At 39.2% G+C, this 22,388-nt stretch carries 25 protein-coding genes and 1 other annotated feature; of the genes, 20 read left to right on the top strand and 5 right to left on the bottom strand.

Features of this window, described 5'->3' with window-relative positions:
* Positions 1-18 precede the first annotated feature (18 nt).
* The 4 genes from glmM (at position 19) to ANG_RS07260 (ending at position 3,960) form a co-directional block, all read left to right on the top strand.
* Positions 19-1,371 carry a phosphoglucosamine mutase gene (gene glmM, locus ANG_RS07275; RefSeq protein WP_003034891.1) on the top strand — a complete coding sequence of 451 codons (1,353 nt, stop codon included), beginning with the start codon at positions 19-21 and terminating at the stop codon, positions 1,369-1,371.
* A 112-nt stretch (positions 1,372-1,483) separates the two neighbouring features.
* Positions 1,484-2,134, top strand: coding sequence for a phosphoserine phosphatase SerB (gene serB, locus ANG_RS07270; protein WP_003034888.1), 651 nt, complete (start codon positions 1,484-1,486; stop codon positions 2,132-2,134).
* A gap of 3 nt (positions 2,135-2,137) precedes the next feature.
* The gene (locus tag ANG_RS07265) at positions 2,138-3,250 is read left to right on the top strand and encodes a glycerate kinase (RefSeq protein WP_003035006.1); all 1,113 of its coding nucleotides are present in this window, start codon (positions 2,138-2,140) and stop codon (positions 3,248-3,250) included.
* Between the two features lie 215 nt (positions 3,251-3,465).
* Entirely contained in the window at positions 3,466-3,960 is a 495-nt protein-coding gene (locus ANG_RS07260; protein WP_003035038.1) for an EbsA family protein, read from the top strand.
* Here the strand turns inward: ANG_RS07260 and ANG_RS07255 are convergent.
* Positions 3,947-4,144: a ferredoxin gene (locus ANG_RS07255; protein WP_003035062.1), complete on the bottom strand. Its 198-nt coding sequence runs from the start codon at positions 4,142-4,144 to the stop codon at positions 3,947-3,949. The genes ANG_RS07260 and ANG_RS07255 overlap by 14 nt on opposite strands.
* A gap of 45 nt (positions 4,145-4,189) precedes the next feature.
* Here ANG_RS07255 and ANG_RS07250 point away from each other — a divergent pair, with 45 nt between their 5' ends.
* The 7 genes from ANG_RS07250 (at position 4,190) to ANG_RS07220 (ending at position 8,802) form a co-directional block, all read left to right on the top strand.
* Positions 4,190-4,642, top strand: a complete 453-nt coding sequence (locus ANG_RS07250) for an SAG1386/EF1546 family surface-associated protein (RefSeq protein WP_003035029.1) — start codon at positions 4,190-4,192, stop codon at positions 4,640-4,642.
* A 9-nt stretch (positions 4,643-4,651) separates the two neighbouring features.
* Complete coding sequence (cmk, locus tag ANG_RS07245) at positions 4,652-5,329, top strand: (d)CMP kinase (protein ID WP_003035090.1); 678 nt, start codon at positions 4,652-4,654, stop codon at positions 5,327-5,329.
* Between the two features lie 26 nt (positions 5,330-5,355).
* Positions 5,356-5,485 (top strand) — a sequence feature (ribosomal protein L20 leader region).
* Positions 5,486-5,500: 15 nt separating this feature from the next.
* Positions 5,501-6,031 (top strand): translation initiation factor IF-3, encoded by a 531-nt coding sequence (gene infC, locus ANG_RS07240; RefSeq protein ID WP_003025051.1) that lies wholly within the window; start codon positions 5,501-5,503, stop codon positions 6,029-6,031.
* Positions 6,032-6,064: 33 nt separating this feature from the next.
* The gene (gene rpmI / locus ANG_RS07235) at positions 6,065-6,265 is read left to right on the top strand and encodes a 50S ribosomal protein L35 (RefSeq protein ID WP_003034914.1); all 201 of its coding nucleotides are present in this window, start codon (positions 6,065-6,067) and stop codon (positions 6,263-6,265) included.
* 46 nt (positions 6,266-6,311) lie between these two features.
* A complete protein-coding gene (gene rplT, locus ANG_RS07230) occupies positions 6,312-6,671 on the top strand; it encodes a 50S ribosomal protein L20 (protein WP_000124834.1) in 360 nt (119 codons plus the stop codon).
* A gap of 278 nt (positions 6,672-6,949) precedes the next feature.
* A complete protein-coding gene (gene gloA, locus ANG_RS07225; RefSeq protein ID WP_003034949.1) occupies positions 6,950-7,336 on the top strand; it encodes a lactoylglutathione lyase in 387 nt (128 codons plus the stop codon).
* Positions 7,337-7,437: 101 nt separating this feature from the next.
* Positions 7,438-8,802 (top strand): polysaccharide deacetylase family protein, encoded by a 1,365-nt coding sequence (locus ANG_RS07220; protein WP_025271865.1) that lies wholly within the window; start codon positions 7,438-7,440, stop codon positions 8,800-8,802.
* A 52-nt stretch (positions 8,803-8,854) separates the two neighbouring features.
* On the opposite strand, the gene ANG_RS07215 is transcribed toward ANG_RS07220, so the two are convergent.
* Both ANG_RS07215 and ANG_RS07210 read right to left on the bottom strand, forming a co-directional pair.
* On the bottom strand, positions 8,855-9,943 hold the full coding sequence (locus tag ANG_RS07215) for a DEAD/DEAH box helicase (protein WP_025271864.1): 1,089 nt from the start codon (positions 9,941-9,943) through the stop codon (positions 8,855-8,857).
* Positions 9,927-10,916, bottom strand: coding sequence for a Gfo/Idh/MocA family protein (locus ANG_RS07210; protein WP_020999547.1), 990 nt, complete (start codon positions 10,914-10,916; stop codon positions 9,927-9,929). The genes ANG_RS07215 and ANG_RS07210 overlap by 17 nt, the downstream gene beginning before the upstream one ends.
* A gap of 104 nt (positions 10,917-11,020) precedes the next feature.
* Here ANG_RS07210 and udk point away from each other — a divergent pair, with 104 nt between their 5' ends.
* Both udk and ANG_RS07200 read left to right on the top strand, forming a co-directional pair.
* Positions 11,021-11,656, top strand: coding sequence for a uridine kinase (gene udk, locus ANG_RS07205; RefSeq protein WP_003035036.1), 636 nt, complete (start codon positions 11,021-11,023; stop codon positions 11,654-11,656).
* 39 nt (positions 11,657-11,695) lie between these two features.
* Positions 11,696-12,376: a YoaK family protein gene (locus ANG_RS07200; protein WP_025271863.1), complete on the top strand. Its 681-nt coding sequence runs from the start codon at positions 11,696-11,698 to the stop codon at positions 12,374-12,376.
* 59 nt (positions 12,377-12,435) lie between these two features.
* Here ANG_RS07200 and pepT read toward each other — a convergent pair whose 3' ends face one another.
* Together pepT and ANG_RS07190 are read right to left on the bottom strand one after the other, a co-directional pair.
* On the bottom strand, positions 12,436-13,659 hold the full coding sequence (gene pepT / locus ANG_RS07195) for a peptidase T (RefSeq protein WP_003035052.1): 1,224 nt from the start codon (positions 13,657-13,659) through the stop codon (positions 12,436-12,438).
* Between the two features lie 132 nt (positions 13,660-13,791).
* Positions 13,792-14,607 (bottom strand): Cof-type HAD-IIB family hydrolase, encoded by an 816-nt coding sequence (locus ANG_RS07190; RefSeq protein WP_025271862.1) that lies wholly within the window; start codon positions 14,605-14,607, stop codon positions 13,792-13,794.
* 136 nt (positions 14,608-14,743) lie between these two features.
* Here ANG_RS07190 and lepA point away from each other — a divergent pair, with 136 nt between their 5' ends.
* The 7 genes from lepA to ANG_RS07155 all read left to right on the top strand — a co-directional run bounded on the left by lepA (position 14,744) and on the right by ANG_RS07155 (position 22,295).
* Positions 14,744-16,567 carry a translation elongation factor 4 gene (lepA, locus tag ANG_RS07185; RefSeq protein WP_003035034.1) on the top strand — a complete coding sequence of 608 codons (1,824 nt, stop codon included), beginning with the start codon at positions 14,744-14,746 and terminating at the stop codon, positions 16,565-16,567.
* A 108-nt stretch (positions 16,568-16,675) separates the two neighbouring features.
* On the top strand, positions 16,676-17,320 hold the full coding sequence (locus ANG_RS07180; protein ID WP_003035027.1) for a hypothetical protein: 645 nt from the start codon (positions 16,676-16,678) through the stop codon (positions 17,318-17,320).
* Positions 17,321-17,514: 194 nt separating this feature from the next.
* On the top strand, positions 17,515-18,417 hold the full coding sequence (gene murB / locus ANG_RS07175) for a UDP-N-acetylmuramate dehydrogenase (RefSeq protein WP_003035047.1): 903 nt from the start codon (positions 17,515-17,517) through the stop codon (positions 18,415-18,417).
* Between the two features lie 96 nt (positions 18,418-18,513).
* A complete protein-coding gene (locus ANG_RS07170; RefSeq protein WP_003035037.1) occupies positions 18,514-19,671 on the top strand; it encodes an ABC transporter ATP-binding protein in 1,158 nt (385 codons plus the stop codon).
* Positions 19,652-20,458, top strand: a complete 807-nt coding sequence (locus ANG_RS07165) for an ABC transporter permease (protein ID WP_003034879.1) — start codon at positions 19,652-19,654, stop codon at positions 20,456-20,458. Before ANG_RS07170 ends, ANG_RS07165 begins: the two co-directional genes overlap by 20 nt.
* A complete protein-coding gene (locus ANG_RS07160) occupies positions 20,455-21,228 on the top strand; it encodes an ABC transporter permease (protein WP_003034885.1) in 774 nt (257 codons plus the stop codon). Before ANG_RS07165 ends, ANG_RS07160 begins: the two co-directional genes overlap by 4 nt.
* Positions 21,225-22,295, top strand: coding sequence for an ABC transporter substrate-binding protein (locus tag ANG_RS07155; protein WP_003034905.1), 1,071 nt, complete (start codon positions 21,225-21,227; stop codon positions 22,293-22,295). Before ANG_RS07160 ends, ANG_RS07155 begins: the two co-directional genes overlap by 4 nt.
* The last annotated feature ends 93 nt before the right edge of the window (positions 22,296-22,388 follow it).

Genomic DNA, 22,388 nt, shown 5'->3' with positions numbered 1-22,388 from the left:
TTGAAAGGATTTAAAAAAATGGGAAAATATTTCGGAACGGACGGAGTTCGTGGAGAAGCAAATGTGGAATTAACACCAGAGTTAGCGTTTAAATTAGGGCGATTTGGTGGCTATGTATTGAGCCAACATGAGAAAGATGTGCCGCGCGTCTTTGTAGGACGTGACACACGTATTTCAGGAGAAATGCTGGAAAGTGCATTAATAGCAGGACTTTTATCGGTTGGAATCCGTGTTTACAAGCTTGGGGTTATCGCAACACCAGGTGTGGCTTATCTGGTGAAATCTGAGAAAGCAAGTGCTGGTGTCATGATTTCAGCTAGCCACAATCCAGCGCTTGACAACGGTATTAAATTCTTTGGTGGCGACGGCTATAAATTGGACGATGAGCGTGAATTGGAAATTGAAGCTCTTCTTGATGCCAAAGAAGACGATTTACCGCGTCCAAGTGCGGAAGGTTTAGGAACTCTTATGGATTATCCAGAAGGATTGCGCAAATATCAACAATATCTCGTGTCCACTGGTCTTGATTTAGAGGGAATGAAAGTTGCCCTTGATACAGCAAATGGTGCTGCTTCAACGAGTGCTCGTCAGGTATTTGCGGATTTGGGAGCTAGATTGACGGTCATCGGGGAAAATCCAGATGGGCTAAATATCAACTTGAATGTTGGCTCTACACATCCTGAAAAATTGCAAGAAACAGTCCGTGAATCAGGTTCGGAACTTGGTCTGGCATTTGACGGCGATAGCGATCGCTTGATTGCAGTTGATGAGAACGGTGAGATTGTCGATGGCGATAAAATCATGTATATCATTGGGAAATACCTCTCTGAAAAAGGTTTGCTTGCTCAAAATACAATTGTAACAACTGTTATGTCAAATCTTGGTTTCCATAAAGCTTTGGATCGTGAAGGCATTAACAAGGTGATTACAGCTGTTGGTGACCGCTATGCTGTAGAAGAAATGCGCAAATCTGGTTACAATTTGGGCGGTGAGCAATCTGGTCACGTAATCATCATGGATTATAATACGACGGGTGACGGTCAGCTGACAGCCGTTCAATTGACAAAAGTGATGAAAGAAACAGGTAAACCTTTGTCTGAATTAGCGTCAGAAGTAACGATTTATCCACAAAAATTGGTCAATATCCGTGTTGAAAACAGCATGAAGCACAAGGCCATGGAAGTACCTGCTATTAAAGCGGTGATTGAAAAAATGGAAGCGGAAATGGCTGGCAATGGTCGTATTCTTGTTCGTCCAAGCGGAACAGAACCACTTTTACGGGTCATGGCAGAAGCACCAAGCCACGAAGAAGTAGACTATTACGTTGATACAATTGCAGATATTGTGCGCGCTGAAATTGGTATTGAATAAAGCAAAGAAGCTCTTGTTTGTATAACAAACAGGGCTTTTCTTTGTCTTTATATTGCAACTTGTTTTGTCAATCAATTTTTTATATAATACAAGCAATATATGAGGTGATGACGTGAAAACAAGAGGATTATTGGTACTGGATGTAGACAGTACCTTGATTAGAGAAGAAGGAATCGATTTGCTAGGTGCTGCAGCAGGAGTTGGTGAGCAAGTCGCAGCCATTACAGAACGGGCTATGCAAGGGGAATATGATTTTGAAACGGCTCTGATAGAACGTGTGACTTTGCTCAAAGGACTTCCTGAAACAATTTTTAAACGAGTTTCTAAGAAAATTCATTTTACCAAAGGTGCTCAAGAGTTGATAGAAGACATGCACTGGCGTGGTTACAAGGTTGGCATTGTATCAGGTGGATTTCATGAAATGGTAGACGAATTAGCCGCGAAGTTGAACGTAGATTACATAAAAGCTAATCGTTTGGAAGTGAAAGACGGTAAGCTAACAGGTAGAGTTTTAGGAACAATTGTCACAAAAGAAGTCAAAAAAGCAATGCTAAAGCAATGGGCAAAGGAAAACAACTTGACTCTTGCTCAAACCATTGCTGTAGGAGATGGTGCTAATGACCTTCCAATGATATTAACAGCAGGAATTGGGATTGCTTTTAATGCCAAGCCTATTGTGAGAGCGCAAGCACCTTATCAAATTCATCAGAATGACTTGTATCAGGTCGTAAAACTTTTGGAAGAGATAGAAAGCGAGGATTAGAGTATGCATATTTTAATTGTACCTGACTCTTTTAAAGAAAGTTTATCGGCTAAAAGTGTTGCAGAGGCCATAAAAGAAGGTTTTTCTAAGGCAATCCCGGAAGCAACATTTGACTTGCTACCTATTGGAGATGGTGGCGAAGGAACAGTTGCTGCTTTAGTCGCCTCAATGAAATTATCCGAATATGAAAGGACAGTAACCGGACCATTCGGCGAGGCAGTTACGATGAAATATGCTCGTAAAGGCGATGTGGCTCTCTTTGAAATGGCTGACTTGGTTGGGTTGGCGAGTATCTCATCAGAAAAAAGAAACCCTTTGACTCTTGATACCAGAGGATTAGGAGAGTTAATTTTGTATCTCGCCAAAGAAGATGTGAGGCAAATTTATATTGGCGTAGGTGGTTCGGCTACCAATGATGGTGGAATTGGAATGGCAGCTGGATTGGGTTATGAATTTTTTGATAAGGATAATCACTTGCTCCAAGCAAAGGGTTCGTCTTTAGACCATGTGGCTCGCATTTCAGCAGATAAAGTTCCTGCAATTTTAGAAAATTTGGATATTCAGATTCTGACAGATGTTATGAATCCTCTCTGTGGTGAAAACGGAGCTACATACATTTTTGGGGGTCAAAAAGGCTTGCCTGATTTGCTATTTTCTCAAGTAGATCAAGCCATGGCAACGTTTTATAAACAGGCGAATCCAACAATCTTTTCACTGGCTGGTGCCGTTGCTGGAGGAGGTATGGCAGCAGGGCTGGTGACATTTGCGCATGGAAAAATTGTATCAGGGATTGATACTTGTCTCAACTTGCTCGATTTTGATAATCGTGTCAAAAAGGCTGATTTAGTGATTGTGGGTGAAGGTCGAATGGATCAGCAAAGTCTGTCAGGTAAAGCCCCTATTGGAGTAGCAAGGAGAACGCCAATCAATATTCCTGTAATTGCTATTTGTGGTAGTCTAAGGAATGATTTACCGGATTTTCCAGTAGAGAACATTCAGGCTGCTTTTCCAATCATTTCTCAAGTCGAACCTTTAATTATTACTTTAGATAGGGCAGAAGAAAACCTCGTCCGAACAGCACAAAATATCGGAAATTTATTGAGAATGAAAATATGACCATCCATTCTGTCGGTTGAATATTAGGAAAATAAAATGTCAAGTTACTTGTGAGTCAGTTGAGGTATTCTTCTCTAACATCGCTATCATTTTCGACTACTGTGATAAGGGATGAGAGGGATAGTATCTTGCATCCTTAATTTTTTTCTTTGTTGTTTAATCTCACTCCCATTTTTCTTTTTTTTATGATAAACTATATAAGAGGAGGTGTAGATATGATAAAGATTTTTGGGCAATTGCGTTACCATTGGCAGCCAGATCTTTCTCTTCTAATTATTTATTGGTCTTTATCGGTTATTCCGATTTTTATAGGTTTTGCATTTTTGTTTGAAAGTTCAGAAGTTCCGTTTTTAGTCCTGTTCTCTTTCTTTTTATTCATGGTATTATTGGGAATTGGCGTGCATAGATATTTTACGATATATGACGATGGGATTTTAAGAATCATAACGGCAAACCCATTTACACCTTCAAAGATTGAAATTTCAACGATTCGTAAGGTAGAGGTAACAAAGACCTCTATTACTCTCTTCTTTGATGGCAAAGAAAAAGGCCGTACGTTTTGTATGCGCAAGTGGCCTAAGAAGTATTTTGTAAATGCTTTGGCTTTGAATGACCATTTTAAAGGGGAAGTTGAATTAGTGGATAATTTAACCCATGTAGACTATTTTGAACTATATTATGCTCATCCTAAAAAAACTACTCTTTCATAAGAGCTTTTGTAGGACAGTTTTTGATCGCTTCAATAATATCAGGTGTTTCGGGAACTTCCTTTTCCAGAAGCTCATTATCTTTATAAAATTTGACAATACCATTATCATGGTAATCAAATAGGTCAGAATAGGTTTGACAAAGACCACAAGCAATGCATCGTTCAGGAATGAGTGTAACTTTCATACTCATATTGTAATCGGAATTTGGAAAAAATACAAGGAGGAAGTCATGGCAAAGGAACCATGGGAAGAAGATATTTACGACAAGGGAGAAAATGAATTGGCGAGAAGCAAAAGAACGAACGGTGTAGTAGCTAATCGTGTGTTGACGATTTTAGCTGTTATTTTTTTCGTTATAGTGATTGTAATGGTAGGAATGATGATTTATTTATCTACTGGTGGAAGTAGTAAGAAAGCAGCAACGGAGGGCTTTTATAATGCTGCAAAAACTACTAGTAAATCAAGTGAAAGTTCTAGTGCTCCCACTTCTTCTAAAGCAGCAAGTGATAGCAGTCAGCCGCAATCATCTGAAGGAACGATTACCGTTCAGGCTGGAGAAGGAGAAGCTGCCATTGCTGCGCGTGCGGGGATTTCAATTGCGGAATTAGAGCGTTTAAATCCGTCTCACATGACAACAGGTGCGTGGTACGCTAATCCAGGTGATGTAGTAAAAATTCGATAGGAGTGCCGAATGAAACAGATTCAAATTGCTATTGATGGTCCAGCTTCAAGTGGAAAGTCAACAGTTGCAAAAATTATTGCAAAAGATTTTGATTACACTTACTTGGATACAGGTGCGATGTATCGTGCAGCGACTTACTTAGCTTTAAAAAATGATTTATCAGCGGAAAAATGGTCTGAAATTGTTGCGCTATTAGATACTTATCCTGTTAGTTTTGGACGTGGTAAAAATGGAGAGCAACTCGTTTTTGTTGGAGATGTAGATGTGACGCATCCGATTCGAGAAAATGAAGTCACTAACAATGTTTCTTGGGTGTCTGCAATTCCAGAAGTACGAGAAAAGTTGGTTGATTTACAACGAGAAATTGCCACTCAAGGCGGTATTGTTATGGATGGGCGTGATATTGGAACAGTTGTTTTGCCTCATGCAGAGTTAAAAATTTTTCTTGTAGCCTCAGTTGAGGAAAGAGCTCAACGCCGCTATAAAGAAAATCTTGAAAAAGGTATTCCAACTGATTTGGAAACCCTCAAAAAAGAAATTTCAGATCGTGATTATAAGGACAGCCACCGTTCAGTTTCTCCTTTAAAACCAGCAGATGATGCTATTCATTTTGATACGACTGGTGTCGGAATTGTGGAAGTTGTGAATTTTATCGAAGAAAAAGCTAAAAAAATCCTTGACAAATAATCCGAAACTTGTTATCATATAAAAGTTGAGAAAAGCAGAAGTGAGAACTTCTCGCCTTGCGACTAACGTTGTCTGGCTCTACGGATTAAGTTTCAGGAATGAAATACTATCATGTAGTGCGGACTTGCGTTAGCAAGTCCGCTCTTGTTTTTCTCTAAAAATAAAAAAGAGGTGAAAACCATAGCAAAACAAGACTTATTCATCAATGATGAAATTCGTGTGCGTGAAGTTCGTTTGATCGGTCTTGATGGTGAGCAATTAGGCATTAAACCACTTAGCGAAGCGCAAGCAATTGCTGACGATGCAAATGTGGACCTTGTTCTAATTCAACCACAAGCTAAACCGCCTGTTGCGAAAATTATGGACTACGGAAAGTTCAAATTTGAGTATCAGAAAAAACAAAAAGAACAACGCAAAAAGCAAAGTGTTGTTACCGTGAAAGAAGTTCGTCTCAGTCCAACGATTGACAAAGGTGACTTTGATACAAAACTTCGCAACGCACGCAAGTTCCTTGAAAAAGGAAATAAAGTGAAGGTTTCTATTCGCTTTAAAGGGCGGATGATTACTCACAAAGAAATCGGAGCTAAAGTATTAGCCGACTTTGCTCAAGCAACGCAAGACATTGCGATTATTGAACAAAGAGCTAAAATGGATGGACGTCAAATGTTCATGCAATTAGCACCAATCCCTGACAAAAAGTAATTTGTCAGAAGTTAGAAAAAGGAGAAAAATATCATGCCAAAACAAAAAACACACCGCGCATCAGCTAAACGTTTCAAACGTACAGGTTCTGGTGGCTTGAAACGTTTCCGTGCTTACACTTCTCACCGTTTCCACGGAAAAACTAAAAAACAACGTCGTCATCTTCGTAAAGCAGCAATGGTATCTGCAGGAGATTTCAAACGTATCAAAGCAATGCTGACAGGTCTTAAATAAGAGATATTGTAGCAGATTATTCTAGGAAATATTGGAGGAAATATAAATGGCACGTGTTAAAGGTGGCGTTGTATCACGCAAACGTCGTAAACGTATTTTAAAATTAGCTAAAGGTTACTATGGTGCAAAACATATCTTGTTCCGTACTGCAAAAGAACAAGTAATGAACTCTTACTACTATGCATACCGTGACCGTCGTCAAAAGAAACGTGATTTCCGCAAATTGTGGATTACGCGTATCAATGCGGCAGCTCGTATGAATGGTTTGTCATACTCACAATTGATGCACGGTTTGAAATTGGCTGAAATTGAAGTCAACCGTAAAATGCTTGCTGACCTAGCTGTCAACGATGCAGCAGCTTTCACAGCTCTTGCAGATGCAGCTAAAGCAAAGTTAGGTAAATAATGAAAAATAGGCTGGGAGAATGTTTCCAGCCTTAAATTATACTGTGTCATAGACCAACGATGCAATAGTTGATTATTCAAAGGAGAGCCTTGTGATTGCAAGATAGAATGTGCGAAACAAATATCAAGGCTATTCGTTTTTTTAACTCAGCAACTTTATAGGAATGGAATGGGACTAAATTTTTGTTTAGTTCGATCCCACTCCTTATTTTTTTCATAGCTGAAGCTGGAGAAAAATTGTGATTTAGGATATAATGGAAAAAAGCAAAGGAGGATGTTATGGCTTCGAAAATGTTGCATACGTGCTTGCGAGTGGAAAATCTAGAAAAATCTATTGCATTTTATGCAGATGCATTTGGATTTAAAGAATTACGGCGCAAGGATTTCCCAGAACATCAATTTACAATTGTTTATTTGGGGCTTGACGGTGATGAGTATGAGTTGGAATTAACTTATAATTATGGACACAGACCTTATGTGATTGGCGATGGATTTGCTCATGTGGCTTTGAGTACGCCTGATTTGTTGCAGCTTCACGCTGAACACACTGCTAAAGGATATGAGGTTACACAGCCAAATGGACTTCCTGGAACAAAGCCGAATTATTACTTTATTAAGGATCCGGATGGTTATAAAGTTGAAGTGATTCAAGAAAAAACTTTATAAGTTTGTAAATAATTGAAAATGAAAGGCTTGAAATTATTTTAGCCTTTTTTAGTAGGTAAAGTCTTTTTTAAACGAAAGAGACGAGGTAGAAAGGTAGTGTAGTGAAAAAAATACTTCTCATTGTCCTAAATGTCGCTTTTTTAATGATTATTATTTTTGGGAGTTTTCGGATTAGAAAATTGCTACAAGAAAGAAAATTAAATCGACAAATTTCACAAGTTCTGAAAAGGGCAGATACAAAATATCATTATGGTTCAGTACGAAAGCAGACAGGACGTGTAGGAAGTCAGCTCATTACGTCTTACTATCCATTAACAGAGAGCAAGCAAGATATTGGTGTTATTAAAGAGAAAATCAATGCCGATATTCAGAAATTTTCAGATAAACAAAGTCAAGTATCGCAATACGATAACCTTATTTTTTATGTGGGTCATTTTACAGAGACAAATTTTTCTGGAGTAAAGCAAGTTGAAATCAAGCGAATCTCTTATCCAGTGTTGACTACGAAAGTTGGAAAGGCTAGAGAAGAGGTTTTGGACTCGCTTTACATGTCGTCTGACAATAAATTGTTTAGCTTAAATCGACTTTTTAAAAATACTGAGCAAGCCAAAAAGTTATTGCTAGAAGAAATGCAGCAGCAAATCACCGCTCTCCATAAAACAGAAGGACAGAAGATTCTACAAGCATTTCAAACAAGAGATATCTCCCAATGGACATTCAGTTATGAAAAAGGAAAACTCAATCTATTTTATAAAAACAATGATCGAGTTTCAAAGGTGGAAATCGCCTTACCAGCCTTATATGAGGTAATTGATGATCATTATTTAAAGGAAGAGGATTTGGCAGCATATCAGTCCTATCAGGCTAAAAAACAGCAAAAATTAGTAGCTTTGACGTTTGACGATGGTCCCAATGCAGCAACGACACCGCAGGCTTTGGATATTTTAGCCAAATACCATGTCAAAGGAACTTTTTTCATGTTGGGGAAAAATATAGCTGGAAATGAGCAACTTGTCAAACGTGTTCATGATGAGGGGCATGAGATTGGCAATCATAGTTGGAGTCATCCACAATTACCAACTCTTGCTCTTGAGCAAGCAAAAAAACAGATTGAGGATACACAAGCAGCACTTCGGGCTGTTATCGGAGAGAGTCCAAAAATGATGCGTCCGCCCTATGGAGCTATCAACAATACACTCCGAAATGCTGTTGATATGTCTTTCATTATGTGGAATGTGGATAGCTTGGATTGGAAAAATCGCAATACTGGGTCTATCATGGAGCAAGTGAAAAAGCAGACTTGTCCAGGATCAATCATTTTAATGCATGATATTCATCAAACAACCATTAATGCCTTGCCGAGTGTGATTGAATATTTGCAAAAGAATGGGTACACTTTGGTTACAGTTAGTGAACTTCTGAATCATCGATTGGAAGGACATCGGCTGTATTACGGTGCAAATTAGATAGAAAAAAAGGATAGAAATGATTGCGTCCTATCCTTTTTATATACTCTTTTTATTTTACATAGAGCTCACGATCTTTTAAGATAATTTCTTGAACATGAGCATATTTTTTAAGCGTTTTTAATTCTTCTGGGTGGCTGATGAATGTAATGACATAGCCCTCTTTGCCCATACGACCAGTCCGTCCGGCGCGGTGGGTATAGGTTTCAAGATCGCGAGGCAGGTCATAGTTGATGACACATTCGAGAGAATCAATGTCAATTCCTCTAGCTACCAAGTCAGTAGCAAGTAAGAGTGTGAGTTCGTCGTTTTTAAATTGCTCCAAGATGACTTTGCGGAATTTGACATTGACATCACTAGCTAAGGACACAGCTTGAATCTGGCGATATTGTAGCTTTTCTTCAGCATTTCCTAAGTCTGATAGAGCATTGAAAAATACAAGGGCACGAAATTCTGAGACATGAGCGAGCTTTCGCAAATATTCAACTTTGTCGCGCTGTTTGACCTGCATATAAAAATGTCGAATATTGTCAAGCTGTTGCTCTTCTAGTTTGATGAGCAAAGTATTTTCAGCAAGCTTGTCTTGGTCAAACTTAGCAGTCGCACTCATGTAAATCAATTGATGTTCACGTGGTACATAGTGAAGGATCTGCTGAACAAAATGATATTGCGAATTGCTAAGCAGTTGATCAAATTCATCCAGAATGATTGTATCGACAGTCATTATTTTGATTTTTTTTAGTTTAATCAATTCAAAAATGCGTCCTGGCGTCCCGATGAGAATTTCAGGGCCTTTTTTTAACCGTTCAATTTGTCGTTTTTGGCTGGAGCCAGATAGAAAGAGCTGAGCTGTTAAGCCAAGTAGTTCAGCCCATGTTTTGGTGACGTCAAAAATCTGTCCAGCTAGCTCAGTATTGGGAGCCAAGATAAGTAATTGCTGGGATTTCTTAGGTTTTAGTTTTAGAAGAGCTGGGAAAAGATAGGCAAGTGTTTTTCCAGTTCCGGTAGGGCTTATCCCAAGGACATTCTCTCCTTCCGTAATGGGAGAAAAGAGTTGTTCTTGAATGGGAGTTAAATGCTCAAAGCCAAGTTTAGTGAGTTGGTCTTGCCAACTTTTGGGAAATTTAGTTGTTATCATCATCAGCCTCAAATCTAATACCAGCATCTTGTCGCATGCTAAACAGAGTTTTATGCACGGCAGCAGCAGCGTCTAGCCAGTTTTGGTAGGTTTCTTGTTTTATTTCACCACTTAATGCTTTAGCGAATTGTTTGGCTTCTTCAGCCATGGTGTGAGAAGAGCACGCAATTTCAAGAGTTGTTTTCTCCTTGTTTAGATTTTGGAAAACAGCAGAAGTGATGAATTCGATTGAATTCAAGGTTAGTGTACCGTCTGTTGTGTAAATTTCAGCAGGGAAAAAGCTATTGATATTTTTTCCGGTTTGGATAGTCACTTGAAATTCTGGATAGATTAAGCTTCCTACTCCATTTAGATCGACAGTATTTGGTAATTGCTGAGCGGTGTAACAGGCATTTTCTGGTGCTCCAAAAAGTCGTATGGCTGCATAGACAGGATAAATGCCTAAGTCCATTAGAGCACCGCCTGAAAATTTCGCCGAAAAGACATTTGGTTCTTTTCCAGCTAGCAAGTCTGGCATTTTGGAAGAATACTTCGCATAGGTGAAATGTGCCCCAAGAATCCTTTTGTTTTTGAGAAAATCTGAAATGACATCAAATGATTGCTCATGATAGTTACGAGCTGCTTCAAAAATGTATACATGCTGTTCTTGAGCTAATGTTACCAATTCAGCCCATTCTTCTGGGCGTGAGACAGCAGGTTTTTCTACAATTACATGTTTGCTTGCTAAAACGGCAGCTTTTGCTTGTGGGAAATGCAGAGAGTTGGGGCTGGCAATATAAATAATGTCTATATCACTAGTTAAAAAATCAGCCATATCTGTGTAGCAATCTACATTTTCATAATGACTGGCAAATGCTTGAGCAGCTTGTATCGTCCGTGAATACACCGTAGTCAATTGGTACTCTTTTGTCGCATGAGCAGCCTTGACAAATTGGTGAACAATGTCTCCTGTTCCAATCGTTCCAAGTTTTAACATCGTTTTCTCCTTATTTTTTGTCTTGTTACTTATTTTAATTTACCTCTTTCATTATATCATGATTTGGTGTAAAATAGATAAGATGATAAAAAATGGAGTGAATAATGCAAAATAGACCGATTATTATTGGCGTTACTGGTGGTTCTGGCGGCGGTAAGACGAGTGTTTCAAGAGCCATTCTGTCAAATTTTCCAAATGAAAAGATTTCTATGATTGAGCATGATTCTTATTATAAGGATCAGTCACATTTGACGTTTGAAGAGCGAATCAAGACCAATTATGACCATCCTTTTGCTTTTGATACAGATTTGATGATTGAGCAAATCAAGGAATTGTTGGCAGGACGTCCAGTAGATATTCCGACGTATGACTATACAGCTCATACACGCAGTGATAGAACGTATCGTCAAGATCCTCAAGATGTCTTCATTGTAGAAGGGATTCTGGTTTTAGAGGACAAACGCTTACGTGATTTAATGGACATTAAGATTTTTGTGGATACAGATGATGATGTTCGAATCATTCGTCGGATTAAGCGAGATATGGATGAGCGTGGACGTAGTTTAGACAGTGTCATTGAGCAATATCTAGGTGTGGTAAAACCTATGTATCATCAGTTTATCGAGCCTACGAAGCGCTATGCGGATGTGATTATTCCAGAAGGAGCTTCTAATACAGTAGCGATTGATTTGATTACAACGAAAATTGAAAAAATCTTGCAGGAAGCAAGAGAGCAATAGAAAGGAAGTCTAGTGAGGGAGTGCTAGACTTTTTAGGTGATGATGATAAATAATGTAAAAAGAAAAAGAGAATTTCATTCACGCTCGAAATTTTTTGCCGGTCTGCTGACTTTTTGTGCGGGATTTATTGATGCTTATACATTTATTGAAAGAGGCGGGACATTGGTTGCGGGTCAAACAGGAAACGTTGTGTTCTTGTCAGTTGAATTGATTCATCATGAGACAGGAGAAATAGAAGTGAAGTTGGCAACGATGCTGGCTTTTATGCTAGGCATTTTTGTGCTAACTATTTTCAAAAATAACTTTGAAAATTCTTTATGGCGCTTATCCAGCATTCTTCCACTGATTTTGGTTTGTGGACTTACAGGATTTCTACCAGCAACCGTGTCCAATCTTTTCATTGTTCCGCCGATTGGTTTTTGTATGGGGTTGGTGGCAACAGCTTTTGGTGAAGTGGGCGGCATTGTCTACAATAATTCCTTTATGACGGGCAATATCAAAAAAACAATGGTTGCTTTTGGTACTTATGTGCGGACAAAAGAAAAAACTTACTTAGCAGAAGGCATTTTCTTCGTTGCTTTATTAGGAAGTTTTGTGACAGGAGCGATTGTTTCCACTTATTTGATACAATTTTATTTGTTGAAAACAATCTGGCTTGTAGCTATTATTTTACTAGTATTTTTAACTTTTAGAATGGTGCAATACATTCGCAGAAGATAAATTAAAACTGCAACTCAGCTTTGATGAGAGTTGCAGTTTTTTGATAGAGTTGTGGAATGTTAGTCTTTGTAAGAAACAATACCAATAATAGTATCAACGGCGCGTTCCATTGTTTGCAGACTGACATATTCAAAGCGTCCATGCATATTTTCACCGCCGGCAAAGATATTTGGTGTCGGAATGCCCATAAAGGAAATCTTTGAGCCGTCTGTTCCGCCACGAATAGGTTCGATAATCGGTTTGATGTCCAATTTTTCCATAACAGCCTTTGCAAGATTGATAGGTGTCATGTCTTTTTCAATGACTTGACGCATATTGTAGTATTGATCTTTAAGCTCTAACTGAACACGTTCGCCTCCAAGCGTTGCATTCATCTTATCGACAATAGAGCGCATGAGTTCTTTGCGTTGCTCAAAAGTTGCTGTATCGAAGTCACGAATGATATAACTTGCTTTTGCTTCTTCGACAGTTCCTTCTACATTCATAAGGTGGTAGAAGCCCTCGTAGCCGTCTGTCAGCTCTGGGCGAGCACCTTCTGGCAATTGATTATGAAAGTCAATGGCTAATTGCAGAGCGTTAATCATTTGTCCTTTGGCAGTGCCTGGGTGGACATTGCGTCCTTGGAAAGTGATTTCTGCACTAGCTGCAGAGAAAGTTTCAAATTGAAGTTCTCCGAGAGGTCCACCGTCAACCGTATAAGCGAAATCTACATCGAAATCTATCGTATCAAACTTGTCAGCTCCGACACCAATTTCTTCATCCGGCCCAAAACCAACTCGAATTTCGCCGTGTTTGATTTCTGGGTGAGCTGTTAGATACTCAATCGCTGTCATGATTTCAGCAATACCTGATTTATCATCAGAGCCGAGAAGGGTTGTTCCATCAGTTGTAATCAAGGTTTGTCCTTTGTATTTTTTCAAACTAGCAAAATCAGCAGGGTCAAGATTAAAACCAGACTGCCCAAGCGGAATCGCTTCGCCATCATAATTTTCAATAATTTGTGGATTGACACCTTCTGCGTTGAAATCTGCGGTGTCCATGTGAGAAATAAGACCGATTTTGCGCGTGAAACTTGGGTCATTTGCAGGAAGAGTACCGATGGCGTAGCCGTTAGGTAAGTAGTAGACATTTTCCAAGCCGACCCGCTTCATCTCAGGGATAAGGATATTAGTTGCAAAGTCCACTTGACTCTGGGTGCTGGGAGTAGTAGTGGAGGTCTCGTCTGAGCGTGTATTGACTTTAACATAAGTCAGAAAACGGTTTAAAAGATTAGGGTATTTCATAAGTTCTCCTTTTTGCATAGATGTAACTAGTGTATCATATTTTGGGAGGGAAGGCTATTTACAAATAGTGAAAGAATGACAATATTCTCAATAAAAATCATGAACTTGAAAAGAAGCTCATGATTCATCCTATTAGTTATTTAAAATGAGTTTTTCAATAGCTGTAGCGACACCGTTCTCATCATTGCTATCTGTAACGTAATCAGCGAGTTTTTTTACATAATCACTGGAATTTCCCATAGCCACACCAAGACCTGCAAACTCTAGCATTTCGATGTCATTATTGGCGTCACCAATTGCCATAATTTCTTGAGGCTTGATATCTAATCGTTGAGCTAATTCCTTAAGAGCAGTCGCTTTAGTAGTGCCTTTGGGCATAGCTTCGTAAATGACTGGTTGGGAACGAACACCGCTGAGATGCTGGCAAATCTGGCTTGCAAATTGCTTTTCAAAGGTATCTAATTCATCAGGCTGTGCTAGAAACATAGCTTGGAACATGATATTCTTGCCGCTGATAGCTTCTTCGAGACTGATTTCTGTTGGGGTTGTAAAGACAAGGCTAGCGTCATAGGTGACTAGGTCGCTTGGTTTTTCGTCAACTACTAAATAGCGTTCTTCGTCAAAAAGAGTTAGTTGGGCAGGAGTCTGCTTGGTGATTCTATCCAGATAAAGCATATCCTCCGCACTTAGCTCTTTCCAAGCAACAAGATTCCAATCTTTCGTTTGATAAGTGGAGCAACCGTTGTTAATAATGACATATTCATTTTCGCCACTCAATCCTAATTGTTCATAGTAAGGTTTCACTCCGACCAAGGGACGACCTGTACAAAGAACGAGCTTCACTCCGTTTTCGATAGCTTGATGAATAGCCTGAATATGTGTTTGGGGAATTTCTTTTTGACTATTTAAAAGCGTACCATCCATATCTAATGCAATTAATTTAATCATAGCCCCCTCATTTCTGTAAATGTATTTACTTTTATTATAGCACAAATGAAACGGAATATGGCATGCCTTTTCAGGACTGGTAAAAGTCACCTTTCTTATGTTATAATAAATAGAATACCCGAAAAGGAAGAGAAAAATGAATGTAGATGAATTAAAAAAGCGGCAGGAGCGGATTCGGAATTTCTCCATCATTGCTCACATTGACCACGGTAAGTCAACTTTGGCAGATCGAATTTTGGAAGCGACGGATACTGTATCCAGCCGGGAAATGCAAGCTCAACTTTTAGATAGTATGGATTTGGAAAGGGAGCGGGGCATTACTATTAAGCTCAATGCGATTGAACTTAATTATAGAGCTAAGAACGGTGAAACTTATATTTTTCATTTGATTGATACACCAGGGCATGTGGACTTTACTTATGAAGTATCCCGATCATTGGCAGCCTGTGAAGGGGCTGTTTTGGTGGTTGATGCAGCACAAGGCATTGAAGCACAAACTTTAGCCAATGTCTACCTCGCCTTGGATAATGATTTAGAAATTTTGCCGGTTATCAATAAAATTGACTTGCCTGCTGCTGATCCAGAGCGAGTACGGACTGAGATTGAAGATGTCATTGGTTTGGACGCAAGCGAAGCTGTGTTGGCTTCGGCTAAAGCTGGTATCGGGATTGAAGAGATTCTAGAGCAAATCGTGGAGAAAGTTCCTGCGCCGACAGGAGATGTGACCGCTCCACTCAAAGCCCTTATTTTTGACTCGGTTTATGATGCTTATCGTGGAGTTATTCTGCAAGTGCGCGTGATGGACGGAGTTGTGAAGCCAGGTGATACCATTCAGCTCATGAGTAATGGCAAGACTTTTGATGTAACTGAAGTGGGTATTTTTACTCCAAAAGCTGTTGGACGAGATTTTCTTGCAACAGGGGATGTTGGCTATATCGCAGCCTCTATCAAGACGGTGCAGGATACTCGGGTCGGAGACACGGTGACCTTGGCGAATAATCCCGCAGATGAACCACTTCATGGCTACAAGCAAATGAATCCGATGGTTTTTGCCGGACTTTATCCAATTGAATCAAATAAATATAATGATCTGCGAGAAGCTCTAGAAAAACTCCAACTTAATGATGCCAGTCTGCAATTTGAACCAGAAACGTCTCAGGCACTAGGTTTTGGTTTCCGTTGTGGGTTCCTCGGTTTGCTCCACATGGATGTGATTCAGGAACGTTTGGAGAGAGAGTTTAATATTGACTTGATTATGACGGCACCGTCGGTTATCTACAAGGTTAATATGACAGACGGCGAATCCCTTGATGTTTCCAATCCGAGCGAATTTCCAGAACCGACCAAGATTGATTCCATTGAAGAGCCTTATGTCAAAGCACAGATTATGGTGCCGCAGGAATTTGTCGGAGCAGTCATGGAATTGGCTCAACGTAAACGCGGTGACTTTGTGACTATGGACTATATCGATGAAAATCGGGTCAATGTCATCTATCAAATTCCGTTGGCAGAAATTGTCTTTGATTTCTTTGACAAACTAAAATCCTCAACTCGTGGTTATGCTAGCTTTGACTATGAAATCTCAGAATACCGCAAGTCGAGTCTCGTTAAAATGGATATTCTCCTTAATGGTGACAAAGTAGATGCTCTTAGCTTCATTGTTCACAAGGAATTTGCCTATGAACGCGGAAAATTGATTGTTGAAAAATTAAAGAAAATTATTCCGCGTCAGCAATTTGAAGTGCCGATTCAGGCAGCAATTGGTCAGAAAATTGTGGCACGGACAGACATCAAAGCTCTACGGAAAAATGTACTTGCCAAATGTTATGGTGGAGATGTTTCCCGTAAACGTAAGCTCTTGGAAAAACAAAAGGCTGGTAAGAAGCGGATGAAGGCCATCGGATCTGTTGAAGTGCCACAAGAAGCGTTCCTCAGCGTCCTCAGCATGGATGACGAGTGATATGTACAAAAGTTATAAAGAGAGTGGAATGCTCTCTTTTCTTGTGTCGTGAAATAATTGTGAACTCTAAATAAATATGCTAAAATAAAAAGATAGGAGGAATTGGTTATGAAGAAGAAAAAGAGCTGGCTGATTTTATTTTTAGCAGTACTCCTTATCTTTACACTAGAGGCATGTAGTTCAGGCGGAGGGAATAAACCAAAATCATCACAACAGTCATCTTCGTCAAGTAGAGTCTCTGCAAAAGAAAGCAGTAGCTCAAGTTCATCAAATGCTACGAAAAAAGATGTGAAGATGGAAGAAATGCAACGTGTTGGTTCGGATGATTACGGTTATATTGATATTCCTAAAAAGTGGGTGAAGTTTACTGATGTAAATGGTGGCGATAGTATTCAATATACAGATGGTTCTGCCTATAATATTGTGACCATGAATGCCTATACGAAAGAAAAAGCTAAGATTCAAGAAAGAGAAGAGTTTACAGCTCAGACAATTGCCAATCGTATTTATTATAATTGGCAAAACAATAAAAATGTAAATAGGGTTTGGGGCTCAAAAGGAGCGGTTGCAGGTAACGAAGCCTATCAAGTCAATGTTATAATGAAATCAGGTCAATACTTGATTAGTTGGATTTTCAAAAAAGACGAGAAAGTTTATCTTATTGCACTTGAAGGCAATCGAGAAACCCTAATAAAGCTTCCTCCTTATATTGAAAAGACATGGAGTTTGAGTAAAGAAAAAACAAAAATTTAAAAGGAAAGTGGAGTTCAAATTGTGATTTTACAAGCATCGCGATTTCAATCCACTTTTTAAATAGTCTGGAAAGCTATAAGAAAGGGTTCTGTCATTATTTGGGGCTTTTTTGAAAGAATATTTTTCTTCAATTTATCGTAAATATTTGCTAAATTTGGTATAATAGATTGAGTTTTGTTTAAGAGAGAGAGAAAATGTCAACTTTAGAAATGTTAAAATCAGAATTAAACGGAATTGATATCCGTTTTGATGAACCTTTGAAACAATACACTTATACCAAAGTAGGTGGAGCTGCGGATTATTTGGTTTTTCCGCGAAATCGTTATGAATTGGCACGAGTGGTAAAATTTGCTAATCGGGAGCAGATTCCTTGGATGGTACTAGGGAATGCTAGCAATATCATCGTTCGCGACGGTGGTATTCGTGGTTTTGTGATTATGTTTGACAAATTAAACGGAGTGGCAGTAGATGGCTACACCATTGAAGCAGAGGCAGGTGCTAATCTCATTGAAACGACTCATATTGCACTTCATCATAGCCTGACAGGTTTTGAATTTGCTTGCGGGATTCCAGGGAGTATTGGCGGAGCTGTCTTTATGAATGCTGGTGCTTATGGTGGTGAAATTTCGCATATTTTACTTTCTTGTAAGGTGCTGACACGAGATGGAGAAATAAAAAATATTAGTGCTCAAGACATGAAATTTGGCTATCGCCGTTCTTACGTTCAACAGACAGGCGATGTGGTAATCTCTGCCAAGTTTTCCTTAGCACCAGGAATGCACCGTGTGATTCGTCAAGAAATGGAACGTTTGACCCACCTTCGTCAATTGAAGCAGCCTTTAGAGTATCCTTCTTGTGGCTCTGTTTTTAAACGTCCGGTGGGGCATTTCGCAGGGCAATTGATTAGTGAAGCAAATTTAAAAGGGCACCGCATTGGTGGGGTAGAAGTTTCGACAAAGCATGCAGGTTTTATGGTCAATGTTGATAATGGAACAGCAGCTGATTATGAAAATTTGATTGCACATGTGATTGAGACTGTCAAAGCTCATTCAGGTGTGACTTTGGAAAGAGAAGTCCGAATTATTGGCGAGAAGTGATAATATCTTGGTATTTTTCGATGACATTCTCCAAGAAAATCAGTCAGGACAAGACTTTAATTTGTCAATCTATGAAAAAGAAGGAATTTATGGCAATTGAACAAACCAATCATTGAATTTAAAAACGTATCAAAAGTTTTTGAGGATAATAATACAGTCGTCTTAAAAGACATCAATTTTGAATTAGAAGAAGGGAAGTTTTATACTCTTTTAGGTGCTTCTGGATCAGGAAAATCAACCATTCTAAATATCATCGCTGGCTTGTTGGATGCGTCCAGCGGTGATGTTTTTCTTGACGGCGTCCGAATCAACGATATTCCGACCAACAAACGTGATGTGCATACGGTGTTTCAGTCCTATGCCCTTTTTCCGCACATGACTGTTTTTGAAAATGTGGCATTTCCGTTGCGTTTGCGTAAAGTTGAAAAACAAGAAATAGAGCGACGGGTTGCAGAAGTCCTGAAAATGGTGCGTTTGGATGGTTTTGAGAAACGCTCTATTCGCAAATTGTCCGGTGGACAACGCCAACGAGTGGCTATTGCGCGTGCTATTGTCAATGAACCGCGGGTTGTTTTGCTGGATGAGCCTTTGTCTGCACTAGATTTGAAGTTGCGGAAAGACATGCAGTATGAATTGCGGGAATTACAGCAGCGTTTGGGAATTACCTTTGTCTTTGTCACCCATGACCAAGAAGAAGCACTGGCCATGAGCGACTGGATTTTTGTGATGAATGACGGGGAGATTGTGCAGTCAGGGACACCTGTTGATATATATGATGAACCTATCAATCACTTTGTAGCGACCTTTATCGGCGAATCCAATATTCTTCCAGGAAAGATGATTGAAGACTATCTGGTTGAATTTAATGGCAAACGATTTGAAGCCGTTGACGGAGGAATGCGTCCTAATGAGCAGGTGGAAGTCGTCATTCGTCCAGAAGATTTGCGGATTACACTTCCGGAAGAAGGAAAACTGCAAGTTAAGGTTGATACGCAGCTTTTCCGTGGCGTGCATTATGAGATTATCGCTTATGATGAATTGGGCAATGAGTGGATGATTCATTCGACTCGCAAGGCCATTGTCGGAGAAGAGATTGGGCTGGACTTTGAACCAGAAGACATTCATATCATGCGGCTTAATGAAACAGAGGAAGAGTTCGATGCTCGGATTGAAGAATATGTGGAAATGGAAGAGCAAGAGGCTGGCTTAATCAATGCCATTGAGGAGGAGCGCGATGAAGAAAACAACCTCTAATCTTTTTGTTGCTCCTTATATTCTTTGGATTTTATTATTTGTATTGGCACCTGTTGCCATGATTGTTTGGCAGTCGTTTTTCAATATCGAAGGTCATTTCACCCTTGAAAACTACAAGACTTACTTCACTTCGCAAAATCTGACTTATCTCAAAATGAGTTTGAACTCTGTTTTATATGCGGGGATTATCACAGTTGTCACTTTAGTAATCAGTTACCCAACTGCATTTTTATTGACGCAACTAAAGCACAGACAGCTTTGGTTGATGCTCATCATCTTGCCGACATGGGTCAATCTACTTCTCAAAGCTTACGCTTTTATCGGGATTTTTGGACAAAATGGTTCAGTCAATCAGTTTTTAAGTTTTATCGGGATTGGTCCTCAGCAAATTTTGTTCACAGACTTTTCTTTTATTTTTGTAGCCAGTTATATTGAGCTGCCCTTTATGATATTGCCGATTTTTAATGTTTTAGAGGATATGGATCAAAATCTGATCAATGCTAGCTATGATCTTGGTGCCAACCGTTGGGAAACCTTTTGTCGTGTCGTTTTTCCTTTATCCATGAATGGAGTGAGAAGTGGAGTTCAGTCTGTCTTTATTCCTAGCCTCAGTCTTTTTATGTTGACGCGTTTGATTGGTGGCAATCGCGTTATTACGCTAGGTACAGCTATTGAGCAGCATTTTTTGACTACACAAAATTGGGGAATGGGCTCAACCATTGGTGTTGTCTTGATTGTAGCCATGCTTATCATCATGTGGGCAACAAAAGAAAGGAGAGAACGATGAAAAAAACTGCTAGTATTTATTTAACAGTCATCTTCTTAATTCTTTATTTGCCGATTTTTTATTTGATTGGCTATGCCTTTAATGCTGGTGACGATATGAACAAGTTCACAGGCTTTAGTCTGACGCATTTTCAAAATATGTTCAGTGATACTCGCTTGATGCTCATTTTAGCGCAGACCTTTTTCTTAGCATTTCTATCTTCTTTGATTGCAACAGCAATCGGAACGTTTGGTGCCATTTATATTTATCAAGCTAAAAAGAAATACCAAGATGCCTTTTTATCGGTTAATAATATCCTCATGGTGGCGCCAGATGTCATGATTGGGGCAAGTTTCTTAATTCTTTTTACAACTATCAAATTTCAATTAGGTTTTCTATCCGTTTTGGCGAGTCATATTGCCTTTTCAATTCCTATCGTCGTCTTGATGATATTGCCACGGCTAAAAGAGATGAATGATGACATGATTAAGGCAGCCTATGATTTAGGGGCAAGCCAAGTTCAGATGTTAAAAGAAATCATGTTGCCCTATTTGACACCAGCCATTATTGCAGGGTATTTTATGGCTTTTACCTATTCCTTGGATGATTTTGCAGTGACTTTCTTTGTGACAGGAAATGGCTTCTCAACCTTGTCTGTTGAAATTTACTCGCGGGCTCGGCAAGGAATTTCGCTAGAAATCAATGCTCTTTCTGCTTTGGTATTTCTGTTTAGTATTCTTTTAGTGATTGGCTATTACTTTATTTCTCGTGAGAAGGAGGATGCGGTATGAAAAAGCTCTATTCATTTTTAATGGGCATTGTTGCCATTATCCTTGTTCTCTGGGGAATGAGTTATCACATTGAAAGTCGGACAAAAAGCGGCTCTGGTGACAAACTGGTTATCTACAATTGGGGAGACTATATTGATCCAGAGTTACTGACGAAGTTCACCAAAGAAACCGGTATCCAAGTCCAATATGAAACCTTTGATTCTAACGAATCCATGTACACCAAGATTAAGCAAGGCGGGACAACCTACGATATTGCCATTCCCAGTGAATATATGATTTCTAAAATGATGTCGGAATACTTACTAGAAAAGTTGGATCATTCAAAAATTAAAGGGTTGGAAAATATCGGAAAACGGTTTTTAAATCAATCATTTGATCCTAAAAATCAATACTCTATTCCTTACTTTTGGGGAACGCTTGGGATTGTCTACAACACAGAATTAGTCAAAACAGTTCCTAAGCATTGGAGTGATTTGTGGCGACCTGAATATAAAAACTCTATCATGATGATTGATGGAGCGCGCGAGGTAATGGGTGTTGGGTTAAATGCTTTAGGTTATAGCCTAAATTCCAAAAATACTAAGCAATTACAAGAAGCAGTTGATAAGCTTTATACGTTGACACCGAATATCAAAGCAATTGTAGCAGACGAAATGAAAGGCTATATGATTCAAAACAATGCGGCGATTGGCGTTAGTTTTTCAGGTGAAGCACGGCAAATGTTGGAAAAGAATGACAAGCTTCGCTATGTTGTCCCAACAGAAGCCAGCAATATTTGGTTTGACAATATCGTTATTCCAAAAACCGTCAAAAATAAAAAAGCTGCTTATCAATTTATTAACTTTATGTTAAGACCTGAAAATGCCTATAAAAATGCTTTGTATGTTGGCTACTCAACGCCTAACATGCCTGCTAAGGCGATGCTGCCAAAAGAAATCCAAGAAGACAAAGCCTTTTACCCAGATGAGGAAACTCTGAAGCACTTAGAAGTTTATCAACAACTCGGTGCTAAGTGGCTAGGAATTTATAATGACTTGTATCTTCAAGTGAAAATGTATCGGAAATAATGTTCCGTGAAAATTGTTTCGAGCCTTGTTAGCCACCGGACTGTTAAAGTCTGCGGATAAAGAAACTGAGGTTTCCATCAAAAACCTTCTGGA

Source organism: Streptococcus anginosus subsp. whileyi MAS624 (assembly GCF_000478925.1).
Lineage (GTDB): Bacteria > Bacillota > Bacilli > Lactobacillales > Streptococcaceae > Streptococcus > Streptococcus whileyi.
This window is presented reverse-complemented; position numbering and strand designations above follow the sequence as displayed.

Coding starts and splice junctions, on each gene's coding strand:
- glmM (WP_003034891.1), top strand. CDS start 19: ATGGGAAAATATTTCGGAACGGACGGAGTTCGTGGAGAAGCAAATGTG.
- ANG_RS07265 (WP_003035006.1), top strand. CDS start 2,138: ATGCATATTTTAATTGTACCTGACTCTTTTAAAGAAAGTTTATCGGCT.
- ANG_RS07260 (WP_003035038.1), top strand. CDS start 3,466: ATGATAAAGATTTTTGGGCAATTGCGTTACCATTGGCAGCCAGATCTT.
- ANG_RS07255 (WP_003035062.1), bottom strand. CDS start 4,144: ATGAAAGTTACACTCATTCCTGAACGATGCATTGCTTGTGGTCTTTGT.
- ANG_RS07250 (WP_003035029.1), top strand. CDS start 4,190: ATGGCAAAGGAACCATGGGAAGAAGATATTTACGACAAGGGAGAAAAT.
- cmk (WP_003035090.1), top strand. CDS start 4,652: ATGAAACAGATTCAAATTGCTATTGATGGTCCAGCTTCAAGTGGAAAG.
- rpmI (WP_003034914.1), top strand. CDS start 6,065: ATGCCAAAACAAAAAACACACCGCGCATCAGCTAAACGTTTCAAACGT.
- rplT (WP_000124834.1), top strand. CDS start 6,312: ATGGCACGTGTTAAAGGTGGCGTTGTATCACGCAAACGTCGTAAACGT.
- gloA (WP_003034949.1), top strand. CDS start 6,950: ATGGCTTCGAAAATGTTGCATACGTGCTTGCGAGTGGAAAATCTAGAA.
- ANG_RS07215 (WP_025271864.1), bottom strand. CDS start 9,943: ATGATGATAACAACTAAATTTCCCAAAAGTTGGCAAGACCAACTCACT.
- ANG_RS07210 (WP_020999547.1), bottom strand. CDS start 10,916: ATGTTAAAACTTGGAACGATTGGAACAGGAGACATTGTTCACCAATTT.
- udk (WP_003035036.1), top strand. CDS start 11,021: ATGCAAAATAGACCGATTATTATTGGCGTTACTGGTGGTTCTGGCGGC.
- ANG_RS07200 (WP_025271863.1), top strand. CDS start 11,696: ATGATGATAAATAATGTAAAAAGAAAAAGAGAATTTCATTCACGCTCG.
- pepT (WP_003035052.1), bottom strand. CDS start 13,659: ATGAAATACCCTAATCTTTTAAACCGTTTTCTGACTTATGTTAAAGTC.
- ANG_RS07190 (WP_025271862.1), bottom strand. CDS start 14,607: ATGATTAAATTAATTGCATTAGATATGGATGGTACGCTTTTAAATAGT.
- lepA (WP_003035034.1), top strand. CDS start 14,744: ATGAATGTAGATGAATTAAAAAAGCGGCAGGAGCGGATTCGGAATTTC.
- ANG_RS07180 (WP_003035027.1), top strand. CDS start 16,676: ATGAAGAAGAAAAAGAGCTGGCTGATTTTATTTTTAGCAGTACTCCTT.
- murB (WP_003035047.1), top strand. CDS start 17,515: ATGTCAACTTTAGAAATGTTAAAATCAGAATTAAACGGAATTGATATC.
- ANG_RS07165 (WP_003034879.1), top strand. CDS start 19,652: ATGAAGAAAACAACCTCTAATCTTTTTGTTGCTCCTTATATTCTTTGG.
- ANG_RS07160 (WP_003034885.1), top strand. CDS start 20,455: ATGAAAAAAACTGCTAGTATTTATTTAACAGTCATCTTCTTAATTCTT.
- ANG_RS07155 (WP_003034905.1), top strand. CDS start 21,225: ATGAAAAAGCTCTATTCATTTTTAATGGGCATTGTTGCCATTATCCTT.